Below are 21561 nucleotides of genomic sequence, written 5' to 3' on the forward strand. Positions count from 1 at the left end.
TTTCGTAAAATTAAGCGGTTAAACCTTTTGCTGCTTTGATTACCTCTTCAGAAATACTTGAAGGTGTCTCCGCATAATGTGAAAATTCCATTGTTGATGTCGCTCTACCAGAAGACATTGTTCTTAACGCCGTAACGTAACCAAACATCTCTGATAATGGAACTTCACCTTTTATCACTTTAGCACCAGCTCTATCACTCATGTTAGTAATAGTACCTCTTCTTCTGTTTAAATCTCCAACAATATCACCCATATTTTCTTCAGGTGTTAAAGCTTCAATTTTCATTATAGGCTCCATAATTACAGCACCAGCAGCTTTACCAGCAGCTTTGTACCCCATTTTTGCAGCTAATTCAAAAGAAAGTGCATCAGAATCCACAGGGTGGAAAGATCCATCTGTTAAAACAACTTTCATACGATCCATTTCATAACCAGCTAAAGGACCAGCCTTCATTGCTGCTGTGAATCCTTTTTGAACTGACGGTATAAATTCCTTTGGAATACGACCCCCTTTAATCTGATCTACAAACTGTAAACCAGCTCCTACGAAATCATCATCAGCAGGACCCATTTCAAATACAATATCACCAAACTTACCACGACCACCAGATTGCTTTTTATAAGTTTCTCTATGACCAGCAGTTTTCGTTAAAGCTTCTTTATATTCAACTTGAGGTTGACCTTGATTCACTTCAACTTTAAATTCACGTCTTAAACGATCTACAATAATATCTAAGTGAAGCTCACCCATTCCTGATATAATTGTCTGACCTGAAGCTTCATCCGTTCTTGCTGTAAATGTAGGATCTTCCTCAGAAAGTTTAGCCAAAGCCATCCCTAATTTATCAACATCTGCTTTAGTTTTAGGCTCTACCGCAATACCAATAACTGGATCCGGAAAGTCCATACTCTCTAAAACAATTGGATGTTTTTCAGCAGATAAAGTATCACCAGTTTTAATATCCTTAAAACCAACAGCAGCACCTATATCTCCAGCTTCTATATAATCAATTGCATTTTGCTTATTAGCATGCATTTGATAAATTCTAGAAATACGCTCTTTATTACCAGAACGATTATTTAACACATAAGAACCAGCATCTAATCTACCAGAATATGCTCTAAAGAAAGCTAAACGACCCACAAATGGATCCGTAGCAATCTTAAATGCTAAAGCAGCAAATGGCTCCTTAACATCTGGCTTTCTAGTGATAGGCAACTCAGTATCAGGATCTATACCTGTTATTGCTTCCTTATCCATTGGAGAAGGCAAGTAACGACAAACAGCATCTAAAAGAAACTGAACACCTTTATTCTTAAATGAAGAACCACAAATCATTGGAATGATACTCATATCCATAACTGCCGCTCTTAAAGCTGCATGGACTTCATCTTCAGTAATAGAATTCTCATCTTCAAAGAATTTCTCCATCAAAGTGTCATCATATTCAGCAACTGCCTCTATAAGATTAGCTCTATATTCCTTAACTTCAGCTTTCATTTCTTCAGGAATATCAACTACATCAAAAGTTGCCCCGAAGTTATCTTCATGCCAGATAATAGCTCTATTCTTAACTAAATCTACGACACCTCTAAAATCTGCCTCGTCACCAATTGGCAAAACGATTGGAACTGCATTAGATTTTAACATTTCTTTGATTTGCTTACAAACCATTAAAAAGTTAGAACCCTGTCTATCCATTTTATTCACAAAGCCCATTCTTGGAACTTTGTAATTATCAGCAAGTCTCCAGTTAGTCTCTGATTGAGGCTCTACACCATCAACAGCACTAAACAAAAACACCAAACCATCTAATACACGTAAAGAACGATTTACTTCTACCGTAAAATCTACGTGACCAGGTGTGTCAATAATGTTAAAATGATACGGCTTAGTTTCCTCTATCTTCTCCCCATTTTTCATCGGGAAATTCCAAGTACATGTCGTAGCGGCCGAAGTAATGGTAATACCACGCTCCTGCTCTTGCTCCATCCAATCCATTGTAGCAGCACCATCATGCACTTCTCCAATTTTATGACTTACACCCGTATAAAACAAAATACGTTCTGTAGTAGTTGTTTTACCCGCATCAATATGAGCAGCAATACCTATATTTCTAGTAAATTTTAAATCTCTTGACATTTCTGATAATTAAAATCTAAAGTGAGAGAAAGCTTTATTTGCTTCTGCCATTTTGTGAGTATCTGTTCTTTTCTTAACGGCAGCACCCTCTTCTTTAGCAGCTGCTAATATTTCTCCAGCTAACTTTTGCGACATAGCTTTCTCGTTTCTTTTACGAGCAAAACTAATCAACCATTTCATAGCTGTTGATATTTTTCTATCCGGTCTAATTTGCATAGGAATCTGGAATGTAGCACCCCCAACTCTTCTACTCCTAACCTCTACATGAGGCATAACATTAGAAAGAGCATCTTTCCATATCTCTAGAGCCGATTTTTCTTCGTCTGTTTTCTTTTCATCTACAATATCAATTGCATCATAGAATACTTTGTACGCTATAGACTTCTTACCATCCCACATCATCATGTTAACAAAACGCGTCACTAACTGATCATTAAATCTTGGATCTGGTAAAAGAGGTCTCTTTTTAGCCTGTTTTTTTCTCATTGTTTCTGTTTAAAGCTTGATTACTTCTTAGGTCTTTTAGCACCATACTTAGATCTACGTTGAGTTCTTCCAGCAACACCTGCTGTATCCAAAGCTCCTCTAACGATATGATACCTAACACCCGGTAAATCTTTAACTCTTCCGCCCCTTACTAATACTATCGAGTGCTCTTGAAGATTATGTCCTTCACCAGGGATGTATGCATTTACTTCTTTACCATTTGTTAACCTTACCCTTGCAACTTTACGCATTGCAGAATTTGGTTTTTTAGGTGTAGTAGTGTAAACACGAGTACAAACCCCTCTTCTTTGAGGACAAGAATCCAAAGCAGCCGATTTACTCTTCTTAGTAATCGTGGCCCTTCCTTTTCTTACTAATTGTGAAATTGTTGGCATACTATAATTGTATCTATATATATAACTTACCCTTTTTTAAGGGTCGGCAAATGTAGCAATAAATCCCATTAATTCAAATAGTTAATCACTTTTATTTAATTTAATTCTTTTCTTTAACAAATAAACCGCCAAAAAAAAGCTTTATAAATATTATCAATTTCAAAAAAAGGCATCAAAACAGATTTACAACACAACAAATAATACATGATTTATAAATATATCAAAACATACATTTTAAGATTTTTGAACCAATGAAGATTGAATAAATAAAATTGCCTAAGTGCGTTTGTTGCCATAATACTTTTAAGTTATTGTGATACGGAAAATATAAACCCTATATTAAGTTGCAGTTTCGGAGTAATTTGAAGTATAACTAAGAGTGTTGACTGCTTTAAATACTAATACTGACATAAACGATATCTCTTCCCCCTCTTTTGAGCTTAGTATTGAATTTGTAAATTAATGACTTTGGAAATTTAATTACAGAATATAAAAATATATACTCCCTCTAGAGGTTAAACTATTGTTAATGAAAATGATCCAGATTACAACATACTTACTGAAGCTCTGTTATATTCTTACGACAGCTCTTTATTTATGACAGGAAAAACCTTTCCTGCATATGATTTTATTATTATAGCAGAAAATACTTTTGCGGCCCTTGATTTAGACTTAGCTGTTGCTGAAGGTGAAGATGCTTTGAATTATAAAGATAGAATTACACTTTCAGACGGAAGGACATTTACAACTACAAAGAGTGGAGAAAGTATAAATTCTGATTTATTCTACCATTACGCATTTGGTTTTTCTTCAAAATTTGCATGTTTATTCTCCACGCCTCCTCCTGGGGATTATATTATTGACATGATTGAAACCTATGGTGACAGGTGGAATGGAAATTTCATCAAGATTACAGTAGATGGCCAAGAGGCTCTATTTACAATTAATGATAGCACAGATACATCCCGCTCAATTACAATTCCATCTGGATTAGAATCTGCTACTTGGGATTTTTTACTTGGAGTTTATCCAAAAAGAAGTTAAATTTAAAATATATAGACCTAATAATTAGCTAATTGCTGCTATTTCCGTACTGAGTGAAGGTGAAATTACATTAAATTTAAGTTTATAAAAAAATTACCTATAGCCATCCTAACTGGGGTGATTCTTTAAATTATAACTAAAATCATAAAAAAAAGACTAAAAAAAAATAGCCTCTTCCTTTTATTAAGTATTTGTTTTCCAATCAAAATTTAGTATTTAAAACTTGAGAACACTCATCGAGTATTCTCAAGTTTTAAACAGACCTCTAAAGTCCAAAACTAATTCCTGTAATAAACTACAATACCAATTTAAATCTTATTCACAAAAACCATCTATAAGTGTCTTTTTATCTAAAGAGAAAAATTATAGGTTGAATTAAAAAAATCTATTCAGCTTTAAAACTGCTCAGCCCTCTTTTTCTAATTCAAAAATAATTAACCATGCACTTACCCATAAGTTCATATAGAAAGTAATCCTGATTTTAAGGTTTCACTTTAAAAAAAAGCTGTGGTTAATCTACAAAAAGTCAAAAAATAACGAAACTAGTGTTAAAATTAACATTTCATAAAAAAAAGGCTGATTTTTAAACTATCAGTAAAAACAATACTTCAAGATAAAGACATCCATAGAAATTAAACATAATGATAAAATTATACTAATATTTTTAGGATAATTAACAAGGAATTATCACTTTCGCCACAACTAATTCAAATAACATAATAATGAAAACAAAAGTAAATGGAATCCTTACGCTTCTTTTAGCGTTTGTTGTGCATTTAACATTTGCACAAGAAAAGACGATTTCTGGTATGGTCACCGATCAACAAGGTGTGCCTTTACCTGGAGTAAACATTTTAGTCTCTGGAACAAGTAATGGTACGCAATCTGACTTTGACGGAAACTACACAATTAATGCAAGTGAAGGACAAACATTAGTCTTCTCGTATGTTGGTCAGAAAGAGACCTCCAAAGTTGTTGGAGCTACTTCTTTGATTAATGTTGCTATGACTGAAGATGCACAAGCATTAGATGAGATCGTGGTAACGGCGTTAGGTATCTCTAGAGAGAAAAAATCTTTAGGATATTCTACTCAAGAAGTAAAAGGAGAAGAGTTAACTGCTGTTAAAAGTGGTAACTTTGTTAATGCTCTTTCCGGTAAAGCTTCTGGTATCCAGATTAAGAAAAACAATAACTTTGGTGGTTCAACTAACGTAGTAATACGTGGTAACTCTTCATTACAAGGAAATAACCAAGCGTTATTTGTAATTGACGGGGTGCCTATTAGTAACTTTAACTCCAATGATGCTAATCAAAGTGAAGGTAGTGGTGGTTATTATGATTATGGAAATGCTGCTTCAGATATCAACCCTGAAGATATTGCTTCTGTAAACATTCTTAAAGGTGCTGCTGCATCTGCACTTTACGGTTCAAGAGCTGCAAACGGTGTAATTATGATTACTACTAAAAAAGGTAAAACAACGAATGGCATTGGTGTTACAGTAAGTTCAGGGGTTACTTTTGGAACTGTTGACAAAAGTACATTCGCTAAATACCAAGACCAATATGGTGCTGGTTATGGACCAGGTTCAGATATCATAGGGACAGATATCAATGGAGCTGATATTTTGTGGGAAAATCAACCAGGTGCTGTAAACCCTAGGGATCAATATTTCATCAACAGAGATTTAGATGGCGATGGACAATATACCGACTTATACGCTAATTACGGAGATGACGGATCATATGGTGGGCGTTTTGATCCAAACCTTTTAGTATACCAATGGGATTCTTTTGATCCTGCGTCTCCTAATTACCAAACAGCAACTCCTTGGGTTAATTCTAGAAATGGTGCAATTACATTTTTTGAAACCCCAGTAACTACTACAAATTCTGTTTCTTTAGAAAAAGGTTTTGAAGATGGTTCATTAAGATTAAATTATACTTTATTTGATCAATCTGGTTTATTGCCAAATAGTTCAATTAAAAAACATAACATATCTATGAGTGGTACTGCTAAACTTACAGATAAGTTTTCAGTTACTGGATATTCTAACTACATAAAGACAAGTGGATTAGGAAGAAACTCTACCGGTTATAACGACAATATTATTGCAAACTTTAAACAATGGTGGCAAACTAACGTTGATATACAAGACTTAGAAAACATCTATAAATCTACAGGTAGAAACGTAACTTGGAACCCATCCTCTTCTGATGCTGGAGCTACTCCTGCTTATTGGGACAATCCATACTGGACAAGATTTGAAAATTATCAAAATGATTCAAGATCACGTTTCATTGGTAATATTTCTTTAAACTATCAATTTAACGATTGGTTTAGCGCAATGGCTAGAATAGCTACAGATACGTATGCTGAATTACAAGAAGAAAGAAGAGCTAATGGTAGTGTTCCTACTAGTTTTGGTGTTAGTAGAGGAAATGTTGATTCTGGATATGGTAGAAAAAACATTAACAGAACAGAAACTAATTATGATTTCATGCTTAATTTCAATAAGAATTTAAGTGATAAATTTAATTTAACAGGCATCTTAGGTACCAACATTAGACGTACTAATTTTAACTCCGTTTATTCATCAACAAGTGGTGGACTAAGTGTACCAAAATTATATTCTTTACAGAATAGTGTAGGACCATTACCTTTACCTGTGGAAACAGCAGAAGAAGTTGGTGTAGATGGTATTTTCGCAAGTGCTTCTCTTGGATACAACAATATGCTTTATGTAGATGCTACTATTCGTAGAGATCATTCTTCTACACTACCTACTGAAAATAGCTCTTACTATTATCCTTCGGTAGCAGGTAGTTTTGTTTTCAATAGATTATTAGGAAGTGATGCTATTTCTTTTGGGAAGTTAAGAGCTAGTTACGCAGAAGTAGGTAATGATGCTAGTTTTGATTACTTACAAGACAGCTATGTTATTAATACACCTATAGGTACTGCAAGTACATCTGTATCTAATACAAAGAAAAAAATAGATTTAAAACCAGAGCGTACGCAAAGTTTTGAAGCAGGTATTGAAATGAGATTTGTAAACAACAGACTAGGGTTTGATGTAGCTTATTACAAAACAAATTCTGTAGATCAAATTTTTGGAGTACCAGTATCTACTGCAACTGGTTTTTCTAATAAAATCTTAAACGCTGGTGAAATTGAAAATTCAGGATTTGAAGTTTCTTTAACTGCCATGCCCGTAAAAACTGACGATTTCAATTGGAATGTAAATGTAAACTGGACTAGAAATAGAAACAAAGTTATTTCATTGGAAGATGGCATTCAAAACTTACAATTAGGAAATTTCCAAGGTGGTGTTACTATTAATGCAACTGTAGGTCAACCTTATGGTGTAATACAAGGTACAGATTATACGTATTTAAATGGCGAGAGAGTTGTTGACGCAAGTAATGGGCAATATGTATCAAGTAGCAGTTCTAATGAAGTCATTGGAGACTCTAATCCAGATTGGCAAATGGGGATTACCAACAGTTTTAACTACAAAAACTTAGCGTTTAATTTCTTAATTGACATACAACAAGGAGGAAGTATATTCTCTTTAGATCAATATTACGGAAGAGCTACTGGCCTATATGAAGAAACAGTTTTTACAAATGAACTTGGCAACCCTGTAAGAGATGCTCTTAATTTTAATCAATACGACAGTGATGGAGATGGAATACCATCAGGAGGCTATGTGGCAGACTCGGGTGGTTTTATCAACGAAGGTGTAAATGCTAACGGAGAAGCTAATACGACTAGACTTGATGCTGACAACTTTGGTGCTTTAGGCTATAGAAGAGGCTTACCTAACTCCGCATTTGTATATGATGCTAGTTATGTAAAACTAAGAGAAGCTTCAATTACCTATACTTTTCCAAAGAAAATAATTGAACGAACATTCTTAACAAATGCTTCTTTTAGTGTTGTAGGTTCTAACTTATGGATCATACACAAAAATATTCCTCATGAAGATCCTGAAGGTGGTTTATCTTCTGGAAATATTCAAGGCTATTCTGTAGGTTCATTACCAACAACTAGAGATCTTGGTTTTAACGTTAAACTTCAATTCTAAAAAAAAAACGATGAAAAAAATATTAATACTATTAACAGCAGTAGTCGCTAGCTCTTGTTCTGATAACTTAGAAGGTTTAAATCAAAATATTAAAGACCCTACTGCAGTACCTGGTGAAAGTTTGTTTACTGGCGCACAAAAAAATCTTGTTGACCAAGTTGTTGACCTGAATGTAAATTTGAATAACACCAAATTGTGGGCACAATATTTACAAGAAACCCTTTACACTGATGAAAGCAACTATAATCAAGTTAATAGAACCATTCCTCAAAGTCACTGGGATGCGATGTATAAAGATGTTCTAAAAGACCTGAATACTTCTGCAGAAATTATTGCAGAAACTGAATATGCTTTACCAGCAGATGCGGATACGAAAGCTAATAAGCTAGTTGTTATCGAAGTAATGAAAATTTATGCATATAGTAGTTTAGTTGAAGTATTTGGCGATGTTCCTTACACTGAGGCAGGAGACATTGAAATTTTACTTCCTAAATATGATGATGGTCTAACCATTTACAAAGATTTAATCGAAAGATTAACTATAGCTATTGATGCTTTTGATACTACAAATGGTAGTTTCGGAAGTGCTGATAGATTGTATAGTGGCGATGTAACTTTATGGAAGAAATTTGCTAGCTCCTTAAAATTAAGAATGGGTATTCTGTTGTCTGATGTTGACAATTCTTATGCAGAAGCAACCGTAATTGATGCCATAGCAAGTGGTGTATTTACCAGCAATGAAGACAATGCTACCTATGCTTATCTATCTGCAGACCCTAATACAAATCCTATCTATGATAACCTAGTTTTAAGTGGGAGAACAGATTTCGTAGCTGCAACTACGATTATTGATCACATGAATACTTTAAATGACCCTAGAAGACCATTGTACTTTGAAGCTACTGCTGACGGCACCTTTAAAGGAGGAAATATAGGTGAAAAATCTAGTTATGATAATTTTTCTCATGTTGCTGCTAGACTAGAAACACCTACAGAACCTGGTGTTTTATTAGATTATGCTGAAGTTTCCTTTTTACAAGCTGAAGCCATTGCTAGAAATTTTGCAATCGCAGGAACTGCAAAGCAATTTTACGAAGATGGTATTAAAGCTTCTGTGGCTTATTGGGGTGGAGCATCTGCTGATGCAGATACTTATATAGCACAATCTTCTGTAGATTACGATACAGCACTTGCAGCTAGTACTGCTACTGAACCATGGAAAGAAGTTATTGGAACCCAAAAATGGATTGCTCTTTACAACAGAGGCTTAGAAGGTTGGACTTCTATTCGCTTACTTGACTACCCATTAATGGCCGTTCCATTTAAACCTCTTTCTGGTTACCCAGCAAGATATACGTATCCAATTCAGGAACAAACCTTAAACGGTGCTAACTATGAAGCAGCTACTACTGCAATTGGTGGCGATGCTGCAGAAACTAAACTTTTCTGGGATTTAAACTAAATAGTAAATTCTTAGTTATATTTTTAAAAACCACCTCATTCGAGGTGGTTTTTTTATTTACCTTTGCACCAATGGAAAACAATACTCAGATTTACGGAATAAGAGCAATTATTGAGGCAATAAATGCAGATAAGGCAATTGATAAAGTCTTTATTCAAAAAGGTCTTAAAGGCGATTTATTCAAAGAATTTGAAACACTTATCCGAAGAAACGGGATTAATTCTTCGTATGTTCCTGTAGAAAAACTAAACAGGTTAACAAAAGGGAATCATCAAGGGGTTATTGCTACCATATCACCTATTACATTTTTTACTCTTGAAGAGTTAGTAGAGAAGGTTTCTGCAAAAGAAACAACCCCCCTATTCTTATTACTAGACCAACTATCTGATGTTAGAAATTTTGGTGCTATTATTAGAACTGCAGAATGTACTGGAGTAGACGGGATCATCATTCAAAAAAAAGGTGCAGCACCAGTAACTGCTGACACCATAAAAACTTCTGCTGGAGCTGCTTTTAAAGTTCCCATTGCTAAAGTTGACCATATCAAAGATGCCGTTTTCTATTTACAAGCTTCAGGAATTAAAACAATAGCAGCCACAGAAAAAACAGAAAATTCTGTTTATGACATATCCTTTAAAGAACCTTGTGCTATTATCATGGGTTCAGAAGATTTAGGTATCTCTCCTTCTATTTTAAAAGTAGTAGATGATAAGGCTAAGATTCCTTTATTAGGAGAAATAGGATCATTAAACGTGTCTGTTGCATGTGGGGTATTTTTATATGAAGCCGTTAGACAACGTAGTCTGTAAATATCTTTTACTCCTTCTGGTTTTCACTCTTCTTATAGTGGTATTGTATAATAACCTCTGGCTGGTCTTTTAATTCGACCTCTGGCTCTGGAGTACGTTCTACAAAATTCCCGTTTTCATCAAAGTGTTGGAGGAATTCGTCTTCCTCTTCATTATAACCCTCTCTTTCCCAATCATACTTTTTAGTTTCGGGAATTGGGGTTTGAAAATAATAGGCAAAAACAAAACCCACAAGAAACCCAGACAAATGCCCTTCCCAAGAAATATCATCCTGGATAGGAAAAATATACCATAACATACTTCCATAAACAAAAACCACCATCAAGGACAAGGCTACTAAACGGTAATATTTGGTAAAAACTCCTTTAAAAAAAATAAAACTAGCCAAAACATAGATCAAACCACTAGCTCCTATATGGTAAGACTCTCTCCCTATTAACCATGTTAAGAAACCAGAAACTAGTATTCCAAAAATAATAACTTGGTATGCATTTTTCCTATAAAAATAAAATAATGAGGTTGTTAAAACTACAAGTGGTACTGTGTTATTATACAAGTGCTGGGCAGAACCATGTATAAAAGGACTAAATAAAATACCGCGAAGACCACGTATAGTCCGAGGGTACACTCCATATTTATTAAAATTTATACCCCATCTAATTTCCACTAGAAAAACAATCCAAATAGCCAAAACCAAAAGTAATGGCGCAATAAGCACTGTATTAGAAAATTGAAAGTGTTTGGATCCTTGCATACCAGTAATTTATAAAATGAGAATCAAAAACACAACCAAAATCTCTAAACATGATAAATTGTCATAAGTAGAATTTGTATTTTTGTAGTATGAATGAACCTCTTGCAGAGCGAATACGCCCAAAGACATTAGAAGATTACATTAGCCAGCTTCATTTAGTAGGTGACAATGGCTCTCTTACGCATCAAATTAAAAAAGGAATAATTCCTTCGTTAATACTTTGGGGACCTCCAGGAACAGGTAAAACTACATTAGCCAACATTATCGCTATGGAAAGCGGCAGGCCCTTCTACACCTTAAGCGCAATTAATAGTGGTGTAAAAGATATTCGCGAGGTTATAGACAAAGCAAAACAAAGTGGCGGCTTATTCACAACAAAAAATCCGATATTATTTATTGATGAGATTCATAGGTTTAGCAAATCACAACAAGACTCATTACTTGCTGCTGTAGAAAAAGGATGGGTAACTCTAATAGGAGCTACTACAGAAAATCCTAGTTTTGAAGTGATCCCCGCATTACTATCAAGATGTCAAGTATACATTTTAAAAGAATTTGGCAAAGATGATCTAGTTGCACTGTTAGAAAGAGCTATTGCTTTAGATAAACATTTAAAATCTAAAACTATTACGCTAAAAGAAACCGATGCGTTGCTGCGATTATCCGGTGGAGACGGTAGAAAGTTGTTAAATATGTTTGAACTCGTTATCAATTCTGAAAGCGGAGATACTATTGAAATAACAAATGATTTAGTGCTACAAAAGGTACAGAAAAATACGGTTCGTTATGATAAAACCGGAGAACAACATTACGATATTATCTCAGCGTTTATAAAATCTATTAGAGGAAGTGACCCTAACGCTGCCGTTTATTGGCTTGCAAGAATGATAGAAGGTGGCGAAGATGTAAAATTTATTGCCCGAAGAATGCTAATAGCTGCTTCTGAAGATATTGGATTAGCAAACCCTACAGCTCTTGTCATGGCAAATACGACATTTCAGGCAGTAACCACCATAGGTTATCCTGAAGCCAGGATCATCCTTAGTCAATGTGCAATTTATCTAGCTACATCACCTAAAAGTAACGGAAGTTACATGGCTATAAATAGAGCGCTTAAAACAGTGACAGATACGGGTGATTTATCCGTGCCTATAGCCTTAAGAAATGCTCCAACAAAACTAATGAAAGATATAGGCTACGGTGCTGAATATAAGTATGCACACGACTATCAGAATAACTTTGTTGAAGCCGAATTTTTACCAGAAGACATTTCAGGAACTTCTTTTTACAAACCGAACAACAATCAGCGTGAAAATGCAATAAAAGAATTTCTTAAAAATAGATGGAAAGATAAATATTCTGTTTAAAATTTAATATTTAAAGATTTTACTTTTAAGACTTCACCTTCATAATATTCAAAATACCAAACACCATCCTTTGTATATACAGAGCCTTTAATTCCTGAAGTTTCTTCTGCTAAAAATACATTAGGTTGAGATGTTTTAAGAATTTTCATCACAATTTTAGGAGAACTATCTACCAATTGATAGCCATTTAAAATTTCCTGTGCATATAAATTTTCTTGAGATTGTACTTTTTGAGCTTCCACAACCGGACTAGCTTTTTCTTTAGCTTCAGGTTCTACTTTTTGACCTATTGGCGCATTAGTAGCAATGACAACTTCATCTTTGTTTTGAACAGTAGGAAGGTTTTTAACATCATTCTGATAGGATACTTCAACAAGTTTTGATGAAGCACCTGTATAAGTATAAGAATATCTTGATAAAGATTTCATAGCTGCTCTTATAGCCTCAGAATAGGATGCGTCATATTCTTTTTGCTTACTGGTACCCTCTATAGATGTATACACTTCTTTACCAGAACAATCTTCGAGAATTAAAGTAATTTTCGTGGTAAACATATTTGAATCATCTTTAAGCTTGGCGTATAATGCCAAACACCTATTCAAGTTTAATTCTGAAGGTAATTGATTGCTATAAAGAACATTTACCTTACTTTCTGCAAGTAAATATTTTACAAGCGTACTAGATTTGTATTGATTAGGACTTTTAAATGATTCAAATTGTGTAGGAACAACAACATATTTATAATCATTAATTACATCTTGTCCGTAGAAATTAGCACAAAATGCTAACATTAAAAATGGTACTATCTTTTTCATGAGGTCTCTTATTTCTTGCCCCAAGATATAATATTTAATCCAAATTGTACTGATGCATATTTGCTATTCGCTAAATTTGAATATCCAATTAGGTTATCTGCCATTAAATACATATTTACAGGGCCTGCTTGAAGACTAGCTCCTAGACCAATATTCGTATATGAAAACTTATCTATGGTATATGTAGTTTTTAAAGTCATTATATTCCCTAACCTATGCTGATAAAAAGCACTTAATGCGGCTTGCGGACCTCTTGGCCTATTAATGGCATATAATTGAGCACCATAACTATTTTTATAGACGCTACCTCTATTATTACCTCCGGAAGTACTCGTGCAATAACAAGCCTCTTTGGATGCTATTTCCTTTCCAAAATCTCGTCTTATAGAGGTATAGAATTTTGTGGGTCTGAAGGTGATGTAATTATCATTACCTTCTTCATAAGGCACCAAATCTTCCAAATCATCTACGAAGGTTCTCCATTGGTCTTCGGTAGAATTAAGGTCTTCTGGTAAACGAACCTCTAAACCTTCCGTGCTCGCAAAACCTTTTAAGGAGTAAGTTCTAACATCTTTACTGTGGTAAATAAAGCCAACATCAAGTAAACTACCTGTAAAAACAGTTCTATCATCTATATTATAGGTAAACCCAAGATCAAACCCAACACCTAAATTACCACCTAACAAAGCTCTTTTTGATAAAAGGCTAGAAATAGCAGCGCCATTAGGCTGCGAATCATCATCTATGATATCTTTTATTTCAAAAATACCTGAAGTTTTTATTTCTAAATCTGCCTCTAGCGTACTTTCTAGTAAATTATCATCTCCTTCTCTAGTAACAAAATACCCTTTGTTTTTTGTTGACGTAAAATTGAGTAAACTAGAATAGACCTTAGCACGAAAACCCATGGTTAGCTCATTAGAAATTTTCTTGTTGATACCGAAATGATATACATTTAAAATTTCGCCTCTTGTCTTTAAGTGACTTAAATCAAATCTCTTATTCAGATTATTTGTATTTCCTTCGTAAGCCAAAAGAGCATAATCTTTGAAATAATACCCAATAGCATCGCCTTCATTATAGGCGCCAAAAGAATAAAATACATCTTCATTATTTTTACTTCTAAAGCCTACATTAAGTAATTCTATTTGATAAGTTCCACTTATTTCGTCTTTAAAATCCATTCCAGAGATAACCTTATCTCTAAATTTTGTATTAAAATCTACACCATCATTTGCAAAAAGATCATTGGATTTTAACCCACTACTCCCAGCTTGAAAAGACACTCCAGAAACAATTGGCACACCTGAATACCATTTAAAAGAAGTTTTCATTCCTGGATTTAATAATAGCGCTTGCGGCACTTCATTAAAATCATAGAGTAACTGTTTATTTTGACTGTTCACATAGAAACAACCAAATAATACCACTACAAAAAATGTTTTTTTGAATATCATTCTATCACCCTCAACTTAAAACTAGCACTAGATCTAAAAATTAGTTTAGGATCAGGAAGAGATGATACACTTGTACTTCCGCTATTGTTCGTAAAAATCATTCGTAAGCTCGATGTGCTTTTTATAATATCTATACTCTTCCCTGTTGCTGGACCATAAAAAACTTCTCTATCTACAATTACTGCTGGTGGAGCTGCATCAACTGAGAACGTCTCAACATCTACAGGATCCCCTGCTTCATTTAAAAACTCAAGACGAATCTCTAATTGCTTACTTGTTGTGTTTTCTATTTGAAAAGTAAGGGAACCCGAAATTACTCTATCAGAGAAAAGCTCAGAACTAAAACCATCAAAATTTACATTTTGGGTAATGATAGGAGAGCTATTGATTAAGGCTTCGGTAGACTCAAAATACAAAATTGGTCCCGTAGCATCTGTAATTACATCTAAATCTCTTGCTTGATCAAAATTTTGTTCATCGGAACAAGCAGTGATCACAAACAGAAATAATAGCGGTAGGAATAAATATTTTATGATTTTTTTCATTGCAATTTTTACAATTCTAAAACTATCTAGTTGTCAGAATTAATTAGTGCTCACAGGTTAGCAACGTCATAAGTACAATTTTATTTCACTTAAATCAGTAATCATATCACAATATTCGTGCTTTTGTTCATTATGTGCGTTAAAATGCAGGGCATTTAAACCGGCTGCTTGCGCGCCAAGTATATCTGCCTCAAGACTATCACCAATCATTAATGCCTTTTCCGCTAGAACATTTGCCTTTTCTAAAGCTAAATTAAAAATGATAGGATTGGGTTTTTTTACCCCTGCCATTTCTGAATTAATGACGTGTTGAAAATAGGGTGCTATTTTTGAATTTATAATTTTTTTATTCTGAACCTCTTCAAAACCATTCGTAATAATATGCAAGTTATACTTAGGTTTCAGATAGTCTAAAATCTGAATAGCGTTAGGAAACAAATGATTATAAGCAGATAGGTTATCTATGTAAGCATCAGATAAACTATTTATTACAGCATCACTAACCTCAACTCCTAGACTATCAAAAGTTGTTTTCAAACGTTGATATCTTAATTCCGTTTTTGTAATTTTCTCTTCTCTAAATAAACGCCAAAAAATAAGATTATTAGGCACGTAAACTTCCAAGAAATTATCTAATGAAACCGGAATTTCATTCCCTACTAATATTTTCTCAAAGGTAAGTGCAGAATTTTTTTCAAAATCCCAAAGGGTATGGTCTAAATCAAAAAAAACATCGGTAACTATATTTTTATACATGGTATTTCTTTATTAAAAATTCATACAATTCTTTCCATGATATTTTATTTTTTTCGCCAAAAAGTTCATTGGAAAAAACAGAAATAAATCCTCCATTTACACTTTTAATTTGTGCATAAACGGCATCTAATTTTTCTGTAATTTCTGCTAAAGAAGTATATTTCAAAAAGGTATAGTCATGCACTGCAAAAGGATGAATTTTTATAGGCTGTTGTTCTTCTAAATTAATATCATATAAATAAAACGGAATACATGTACTAGCTCTAAAGCCAATTTCATGGGCGTACCCCATTGTATAATCATCTGTAAATTCAGCCTCAACTAATCGCCTATACGTTGCAGGAACATCTACCCTATTGTATCGTAAACGAGACGAATTTACAGGCCTATGTATAACATTAGAAAGGTTTTTCTTTTCTAATTTAAGAAGATCAGTATTATTAAAAGAACTGTATGATGCGCACAAAGACACCATGCTATAATCTGATATTGATTTGATTAAAAATTTAAACTTATTATTATTAATTGATATATTTTTATCAAAAGTAGAATATTCTGCAAATTGAAAAAAGAACATGCAAAAAGTGTTGTATTTCTTATGAAGGTCAATAAGCCAATCATAATTATTGTAAGGATCTTTTTCTGGATGTATCCAAACGGCTATTCTATCTGCTACTCGTCTAAATTTTAGAGATGAAATATCTAAAAGTACACCTGCTAAACTCCTAACAATACCTTTATGAGAATAGCAATGAGATGAAGTTACATCTACAATTGAAGTAAATTTATATGCCTTTTTCTTTGATTCTAATTCAGGAAAACGTTCCTGTAATTTTTCTAATACCTTATGCGCCCAGATATCTACTACAGGTAATTCTAGAAAATTATTTTTATAGGCCAAACTTTCTTGAGGAGGAAATCTATTATGCTGGTCTTTAACATGAGGCAAATATTCTTCATACCTACTCAACAAGTAAAAACTAGCCGAAAAAATATCAAAGGGTAAGTTACTGCGTTCCCCTGCAGCAAAAAAACAGGGCGTACCTTCCCAATCCTGAACTTTAATTTCTAAATCATTAATACCTTGCTCAAATAGGAGATCATTACTTCTTACAAAAAATTCATTCTGTAAAGGCAATTTGGTATACGTTATTTTAGGACCAGAATGTTTAATAAAATCTTCTACCTTGGCTGTAAAACTAATATCTACGCCCAAAATGCGATCAAAAATCTGTTTCATTACGAAACTAAATCTTGGTGTAATTTTGTGGGTATAAATTAAAAGCATAGTATTTATCTTGTCTGAATACTGGTTAAACTAAAAAAGTCCTTAAAGAATATTTTCATCTGCAAAGCTAAAATATTCTGCTTGAGTGATGATCAAATGATCTAAAACTTTTATGTCTAATCCTTCCGCTGCATTTTTTATTTTCTGAGTAATTTGTTTATCCGCTAAACTAGGCTTTAAAGTCCCTGACGGATGGTTATGTGCCAAAATTATAGCAACAGCGCTTAATTCTAAGGCTTCTTTCATAATTAACCGCACATCTACCAAAGTACCTGTAATACTGCCTTTACTTTGTTGTGAATGATGTAATACTTTATTGGAGTTATTTAAATAAACAACCCAAAATTCTTCGTGGGGCAAATCTCCCATTTTAGGTTGAAGTAGTTCAAACACACTTTTACTACTGGTAATTTTAGTAATTTTAAGAGCATCGTCTCCCCTTCTACGTCTTCCTATTTCTAATGCTGCTGTAATACTAACTGCTTTTGCTTCACCGATACCCTTAAATTGCATTAATTTTTTGACCGATAATTTTCCCAACTCATTGATGTTGTTATTTACGGAGGCTAAAATTCTTTTTGATAGCTCAACTGCACTTTCATTTCTACTTCCAGAACCTATTAATATTGCGATAAGTTCTGCATCTGAAAGTACTGCTTTTCCTTTCTGAATTAATTTCTCTCTAGGCTTATCATCATCTGCCCAATCTTTTATGGAAAGTGAAGTGGAATTTTCTTGCATTCGTTAAAGATAAGCAACTAATTATTTTATCGTAAATTTCGCTTAAATATAAACTGCACACTAATGAAATCTATATTTGATGAAACTACAAAAAATGAGCTTGAAGAGCGCATTGCCTTATTAAATGAAAACTCTGAACGCAAATGGGGAAAAATGACGGTAGGCCAAATGGCTTGGCACTGCCAATATCCATTAAAACTAGCTATTGAAAACAAACCTTCTTCTAAAAAAGGGAATCTTCTAGCGCAGCTGTTCTTCAAAAAATCAATGTATAATAATAAAGCGTGGCGAAAAAATTTACCTACTGCTCCGCAATTAAAGGCTAGAGAACCTAAAAATTTTAGTGATGAAGTAAAAGTATTGCAGCAACTAATGTATGATATGCATCAATTAAAAAGTAGAGAGGCATGGAATGCCCATCCATTTTTTGGTCATTTCACAAAAGAACAATGGGGTCAAGTGCAATACAAGCATTTAGATCATCATTTGACCCAGTTTGGAGTATAACTAATTATTCTCTAAATGACGTTTAAATGCTTCTAAATCTAAACCTCCATAATTACCAGAACTCATAAATAATACTACGGTATTATCATAGTCTTCTGCGTAGACATAGTCTTTAAATGCCAATGCATCTGTCATAATCGTTAAATCATCTCTCTGAAAAGCTTCAGAAATTTGAGCTGCTGTCACAGGATTCAACTTTTTAATAGCAACTGATTCTGGCAGATAAAAAACTACTGGAACATCAGCTGGGTCTAATGCGCCTTTATATTCTTTTAAAAATTCAGGATTAAAACTACTATAGGTATGTAGCTCTAGGAAAGCAATTAACTTTCTATCTGGATATTGTTCTTTTACGGCTTTGGTCGTTGCCGCTACTTTACTAGGAGAATGGGCAAAATCTTTATAAACGATACACGAAGGACTCTCTGCTATTTTCTCTAACCTTTTTGAAGCTCCCTTGAAGGTTCCAATTGCTTCATAGAAATCATCTTCATCAATACCCATATTCTGACAAATCCATTTTGCCCCTGCCAAGTTACTCAAATTGTGTTTCCCAAAAACTTCTATAGGCATAGGACCTTCTGGAGTGTCTAATAAGGTCTGACCATTTTCTACCGAATATTCTGGAGTATGATAAGGCAGTTTACGAATAGCATTTTCTGATGCTTCAACAACTTTTACAACATTTTCATCTTCTTCATTATAAGTTATGCTACCTCCTTTTACGATACTATCTACGAAAATTTGGAACTGCTCCACATAATTATCAAAAGTAGGAAACACATTAATATGGTCCCATGCAATACCACTTAACAGTGCAATATTAGGTTTGTACAAATGAAACTTAGGGCGTCTATCTATTGGGGATGATAAATATTCATCACCCTCTAAAATTATAAAATCGTTCTTTTCTGTTAAATGTACCATACGATCAAAACCGTCTAGTTGCGCCCCTACCATATAATCTACATCGCGATTATGATAATTTAACACGTGCAGAATCATAGAGGTTATTGTTGTTTTCCCGTGGCTACCACCGATAACTACTCTTGTCTTATTTTTTGACTGTTCGTACAAAAACTCAGGATAAGAATATATTTCTAGTCCTAATTCTTGCGCTTTTAACAACTCTGGATTATCTGCTTTGGCATGCATGCCTAAAATTACAGCATCCAAATTAGAGGTGATCTTTTCTGAAAACCAACCAAAGGTTTCTGGCAACAACCCTTCTGCTGCCAAACGGGTCTTAGAAGGTTCGAAAATAACATCATCACTACCGGTTACTATATATCCTTTATGGTTTAATGCTAATGCAAGATTATGCATGGCGCTACCGCCGATAGCAATAAAATGTATATTCATGAAAGTAAAATTATGTGGTAAAGATAAGGATAGCAATCGCTATTTTCAAACCCGATTCTAGTTTTGATTCAAACAAATAAGTACTTTAAGTTAAAAAAAAACTATTTTAAAAAGCGTTTAAACGATATTTTGTAGAGGGCGGTATTGCTTCTTAGCGAATTATAGCTAAAAATTATGAAGTATTGTAACCTCCAATTAAATATATCAGCAATAATACTTGCTCCGAGGAAGAACATGAATTAAATAGAAGGTGCGAATTTGTAATCGTAAAGTGGGAATAAAAAGGCACTCTATTTGAAATTATAATCGATTGTTTCTTTTATCTTTAAGGTAAAATTTAAAGCAATGGATATAAAGTTAGCTGAAATTCGTACCAAAGAGATTATTCCCGGTTATCACGGTAAATTGGTTCATACTAAAAATATGAGCTTGGCTTTTTGGGACGTTGAAAAAGGGGCTATAGTTCCTGAACACTCTCATGTAAATGAGCAAGTAATGCAGGTTATAGAAGGCAAATTTGAGTTTACCCTCAACGGCAAGACAAAAGTATATACTCCAGGCGAATTAGTCGTAATAGGCTCTTATATCCCGCATAGTGGCAAAGCTTTGACTCCTTGCAAATTAATGGATGTTTTTAGTCCCACTAGAGAAGAATATAAGTAAATTCTTTAACTCCCGAAAAGGGAGAAACCCTTAAAACTCTAGTACATGAATATTTCCCTAAAAGGTAAAAAAGCCTTCGTTGGCGGCAGTAGTGATGGCATTGGCAAAGCAATTGCCAAGCAACTTGCCGCCAGTGGTGCCAGTGTAACTTTGGTTTCTAGAAGCGAAGCTAAATTAAAAGACATTATTGCTGAGCTCCCTACAACCGAAGGACAAACACATCAATACCTACTTGTAGACTATACTAATTTTGAAGACTATGCGCTTCAATTAGAAGCTTACTTAAAAAGCAATACTATAGATATTCTTGTGAATAACACCCAAGGCCCAAGCGCAGGAAATACCTTAGAAAAGAATATTTCGGATTACCAGCATGCTTTTGATTTACTGTTTAAAACCACAGTATTTACCACGGAGCTTGCGCTAAAAAACATGATAAAAAATAAATGGGGACGTATTATAAATATCGCCTCTGTTTCGGTGAAAGAACCACTCTCCTATTTGGCGCTCTCTAATACGATTAGGGCCGCTGTGGTTACTTGGGGAAAATCACTAGCTACCGATGTTGGTCCGTATCAGATAACAGTCAATAATATTTTAACGGGGTATTTTGATACCAACAGGATTGCACAACTGAATGCCACGAAGGCAAAACAATTAGGGATTTCAGAAACTGAAGTACGCAACCAAATGGAAGACAAGGTATCTCTAAAACGAATAGGAAATCCTAAAGAATATGGTTATTTAGTTACTTTTTTGGCTTCGGCTAATGCTGCCTATATTACAGGAACTTCCATTCCTATAGATGGCGGCTTATTAAAGTCTCTCTAACTATACTCTTTGCATGATTTTCCAATTTTCCTAAAGTTTCACCGTTAA

General features: G+C 34.0%; 19 protein-coding genes. 8 read left to right on the forward strand and 11 right to left on the reverse strand.

All coding sequences use genetic code 11. The annotated features are described in order from the left end of the window. Positions 1–10 precede the first annotated feature (10 nt). Genes fusA through rpsL form a run of 3 tightly spaced genes read right to left on the reverse strand, consistent with a single transcriptional unit; the run spans position 11 to position 3024 of the window. Positions 11–2143 carry an elongation factor G gene (fusA, locus tag CELAL_RS03100; RefSeq protein ID WP_013549458.1) on the reverse strand — a complete coding sequence of 711 codons (2133 nt, stop codon included), beginning with the start codon at positions 2141–2143 and terminating at the stop codon, positions 11–13. Between the two features lie 9 nt (positions 2144–2152). Further along, complete coding sequence (gene rpsG / locus CELAL_RS03105) at positions 2153–2629, reverse strand: 30S ribosomal protein S7 (protein WP_013549459.1); 477 nt, start codon at positions 2627–2629, stop codon at positions 2153–2155. Positions 2630–2649: 20 nt separating this feature from the next. Further along, on the reverse strand, positions 2650–3024 hold the full coding sequence (gene rpsL, locus CELAL_RS03110; protein WP_013305196.1) for a 30S ribosomal protein S12: 375 nt from the start codon (positions 3022–3024) through the stop codon (positions 2650–2652). A gap of 597 nt (positions 3025–3621) precedes the next feature. Between rpsL and CELAL_RS03115 the strand changes: the two genes are divergently transcribed. The 4 genes from CELAL_RS03115 (at position 3622) to rlmB (ending at position 10427) form a co-directional block, all read left to right on the forward strand. Further along, a complete protein-coding gene (locus CELAL_RS03115; protein WP_013549460.1) occupies positions 3622–4068 on the forward strand; it encodes a hypothetical protein in 447 nt (148 codons plus the stop codon). 722 nt (positions 4069–4790) lie between these two features. Beyond that, complete coding sequence (locus CELAL_RS03120; protein ID WP_013549461.1) at positions 4791–8156, forward strand: SusC/RagA family TonB-linked outer membrane protein; 3366 nt, start codon at positions 4791–4793, stop codon at positions 8154–8156. A gap of 10 nt (positions 8157–8166) precedes the next feature. Then, positions 8167–9618, forward strand: a complete 1452-nt coding sequence (locus tag CELAL_RS03125) for a SusD/RagB family nutrient-binding outer membrane lipoprotein (RefSeq protein WP_013549462.1) — start codon at positions 8167–8169, stop codon at positions 9616–9618. 71 nt (positions 9619–9689) lie between these two features. After that, positions 9690–10427 (forward strand): 23S rRNA (guanosine(2251)-2'-O)-methyltransferase RlmB, encoded by a 738-nt coding sequence (rlmB, locus tag CELAL_RS03130; protein WP_041557457.1) that lies wholly within the window; start codon positions 9690–9692, stop codon positions 10425–10427. A 7-nt stretch (positions 10428–10434) separates the two neighbouring features. Here the strand turns inward: rlmB and CELAL_RS03135 are convergent, their stop codons facing one another. Then, positions 10435–11181 carry a rhomboid family intramembrane serine protease gene (locus tag CELAL_RS03135; protein ID WP_013549464.1) on the reverse strand — a complete coding sequence of 249 codons (747 nt, stop codon included), beginning with the start codon at positions 11179–11181 and terminating at the stop codon, positions 10435–10437. An 89-nt stretch (positions 11182–11270) separates the two neighbouring features. Here CELAL_RS03135 and CELAL_RS03140 point away from each other — a divergent pair, with 89 nt between their 5' ends. Further along, positions 11271–12548 carry a replication-associated recombination protein A gene (locus CELAL_RS03140; RefSeq protein ID WP_013549465.1) on the forward strand — a complete coding sequence of 426 codons (1278 nt, stop codon included), beginning with the start codon at positions 11271–11273 and terminating at the stop codon, positions 12546–12548. Here the strand turns inward: CELAL_RS03140 and CELAL_RS03145 are convergent. The 6 genes from CELAL_RS03145 to radC form a co-directional block, all read right to left on the reverse strand. Continuing rightward, the gene (locus tag CELAL_RS03145; RefSeq protein WP_013549466.1) at positions 12545–13363 is read right to left on the reverse strand and encodes a hypothetical protein; all 819 of its coding nucleotides are present in this window, start codon (positions 13361–13363) and stop codon (positions 12545–12547) included. The two genes, CELAL_RS03140 and CELAL_RS03145, sit on opposite strands and share 4 nt — an antisense overlap. Before the next feature lie 8 nt (positions 13364–13371). After that, the gene (locus CELAL_RS03150; protein ID WP_013549467.1) at positions 13372–14820 is read right to left on the reverse strand and encodes a DUF5723 family protein; all 1449 of its coding nucleotides are present in this window, start codon (positions 14818–14820) and stop codon (positions 13372–13374) included. Further along, on the reverse strand, positions 14817–15365 hold the full coding sequence (locus tag CELAL_RS03155) for a hypothetical protein (protein ID WP_013549468.1): 549 nt from the start codon (positions 15363–15365) through the stop codon (positions 14817–14819). The genes CELAL_RS03150 and CELAL_RS03155 overlap by 4 nt, the downstream gene beginning before the upstream one ends. A 66-nt stretch (positions 15366–15431) precedes the next feature. Next, positions 15432–16121, reverse strand: coding sequence for a YjjG family noncanonical pyrimidine nucleotidase (locus CELAL_RS03160; protein WP_013549469.1), 690 nt, complete (start codon positions 16119–16121; stop codon positions 15432–15434). Further along, entirely contained in the window at positions 16114–17409 is a 1296-nt protein-coding gene (locus CELAL_RS03165; protein WP_013549470.1) for a polysaccharide deacetylase family protein, read from the reverse strand. The genes CELAL_RS03160 and CELAL_RS03165 overlap by 8 nt, the downstream gene beginning before the upstream one ends. A 42-nt stretch (positions 17410–17451) precedes the next feature. Beyond that, complete coding sequence (gene radC / locus CELAL_RS03170) at positions 17452–18150, reverse strand: RadC family protein (protein WP_013549471.1); 699 nt, start codon at positions 18148–18150, stop codon at positions 17452–17454. Between the two features lie 63 nt (positions 18151–18213). Here radC and CELAL_RS03175 point away from each other — a divergent pair, with 63 nt between their 5' ends. Beyond that, positions 18214–18657, forward strand: coding sequence for a DUF1569 domain-containing protein (locus tag CELAL_RS03175; RefSeq protein ID WP_013549472.1), 444 nt, complete (start codon positions 18214–18216; stop codon positions 18655–18657). Here CELAL_RS03175 and CELAL_RS03180 read toward each other — a convergent pair whose 3' ends face one another. Further along, complete coding sequence (locus CELAL_RS03180) at positions 18658–20019, reverse strand: UDP-N-acetylmuramate--L-alanine ligase (RefSeq protein ID WP_013549473.1); 1362 nt, start codon at positions 20017–20019, stop codon at positions 18658–18660. A gap of 345 nt (positions 20020–20364) precedes the next feature. Between CELAL_RS03180 and CELAL_RS03185 the strand changes: the two genes are divergently transcribed. Further along, positions 20365–20682: a cupin domain-containing protein gene (locus tag CELAL_RS03185; protein WP_013549474.1), complete on the forward strand. Its 318-nt coding sequence runs from the start codon at positions 20365–20367 to the stop codon at positions 20680–20682. A gap of 45 nt (positions 20683–20727) precedes the next feature. After that, entirely contained in the window at positions 20728–21513 is a 786-nt protein-coding gene (locus tag CELAL_RS03190; protein WP_013549475.1) for an SDR family oxidoreductase, read from the forward strand. Positions 21514–21561 lie beyond the last annotated feature (48 nt).

Source organism: Cellulophaga algicola DSM 14237 (assembly GCF_000186265.1).
GTDB classification, from domain to species: Bacteria; Bacteroidota; Bacteroidia; order Flavobacteriales; family Flavobacteriaceae; genus Cellulophaga; species Cellulophaga algicola.

Coding starts and splice junctions, on each gene's coding strand:
- CELAL_RS03185 (WP_013549474.1), top strand. CDS start 20,365: ATGGATATAAAGTTAGCTGAAATTCGTACCAAAGAGATTATTCCCGGT.
- rlmB (WP_041557457.1), top strand. CDS start 9,690: ATGGAAAACAATACTCAGATTTACGGAATAAGAGCAATTATTGAGGCA.
- CELAL_RS03155 (WP_013549468.1), bottom strand. CDS start 15,365: ATGAAAAAAATCATAAAATATTTATTCCTACCGCTATTATTTCTGTTT.
- CELAL_RS03165 (WP_013549470.1), bottom strand. CDS start 17,409: ATGCTTTTAATTTATACCCACAAAATTACACCAAGATTTAGTTTCGTA.
- radC (WP_013549471.1), bottom strand. CDS start 18,150: ATGCAAGAAAATTCCACTTCACTTTCCATAAAAGATTGGGCAGATGAT.
- CELAL_RS03125 (WP_013549462.1), top strand. CDS start 8,167: ATGAAAAAAATATTAATACTATTAACAGCAGTAGTCGCTAGCTCTTGT.
- rpsG (WP_013549459.1), bottom strand. CDS start 2,629: ATGAGAAAAAAACAGGCTAAAAAGAGACCTCTTTTACCAGATCCAAGA.
- CELAL_RS03180 (WP_013549473.1), bottom strand. CDS start 20,019: ATGAATATACATTTTATTGCTATCGGCGGTAGCGCCATGCATAATCTT.
- CELAL_RS03160 (WP_013549469.1), bottom strand. CDS start 16,121: ATGTATAAAAATATAGTTACCGATGTTTTTTTTGATTTAGACCATACC.
- CELAL_RS03140 (WP_013549465.1), top strand. CDS start 11,271: ATGAATGAACCTCTTGCAGAGCGAATACGCCCAAAGACATTAGAAGAT.
- CELAL_RS03175 (WP_013549472.1), top strand. CDS start 18,214: ATGAAATCTATATTTGATGAAACTACAAAAAATGAGCTTGAAGAGCGC.
- CELAL_RS03135 (WP_013549464.1), bottom strand. CDS start 11,181: ATGCAAGGATCCAAACACTTTCAATTTTCTAATACAGTGCTTATTGCG.
- CELAL_RS03120 (WP_013549461.1), top strand. CDS start 4,791: ATGAAAACAAAAGTAAATGGAATCCTTACGCTTCTTTTAGCGTTTGTT.
- CELAL_RS03150 (WP_013549467.1), bottom strand. CDS start 14,820: ATGATATTCAAAAAAACATTTTTTGTAGTGGTATTATTTGGTTGTTTC.
- CELAL_RS03145 (WP_013549466.1), bottom strand. CDS start 13,363: ATGAAAAAGATAGTACCATTTTTAATGTTAGCATTTTGTGCTAATTTC.
- fusA (WP_013549458.1), bottom strand. CDS start 2,143: ATGTCAAGAGATTTAAAATTTACTAGAAATATAGGTATTGCTGCTCAT.
- rpsL (WP_013305196.1), bottom strand. CDS start 3,024: ATGCCAACAATTTCACAATTAGTAAGAAAAGGAAGGGCCACGATTACT.
- CELAL_RS03115 (WP_013549460.1), top strand. CDS start 3,622: ATGACAGGAAAAACCTTTCCTGCATATGATTTTATTATTATAGCAGAA.
- CELAL_RS03190 (WP_013549475.1), top strand. CDS start 20,728: ATGAATATTTCCCTAAAAGGTAAAAAAGCCTTCGTTGGCGGCAGTAGT.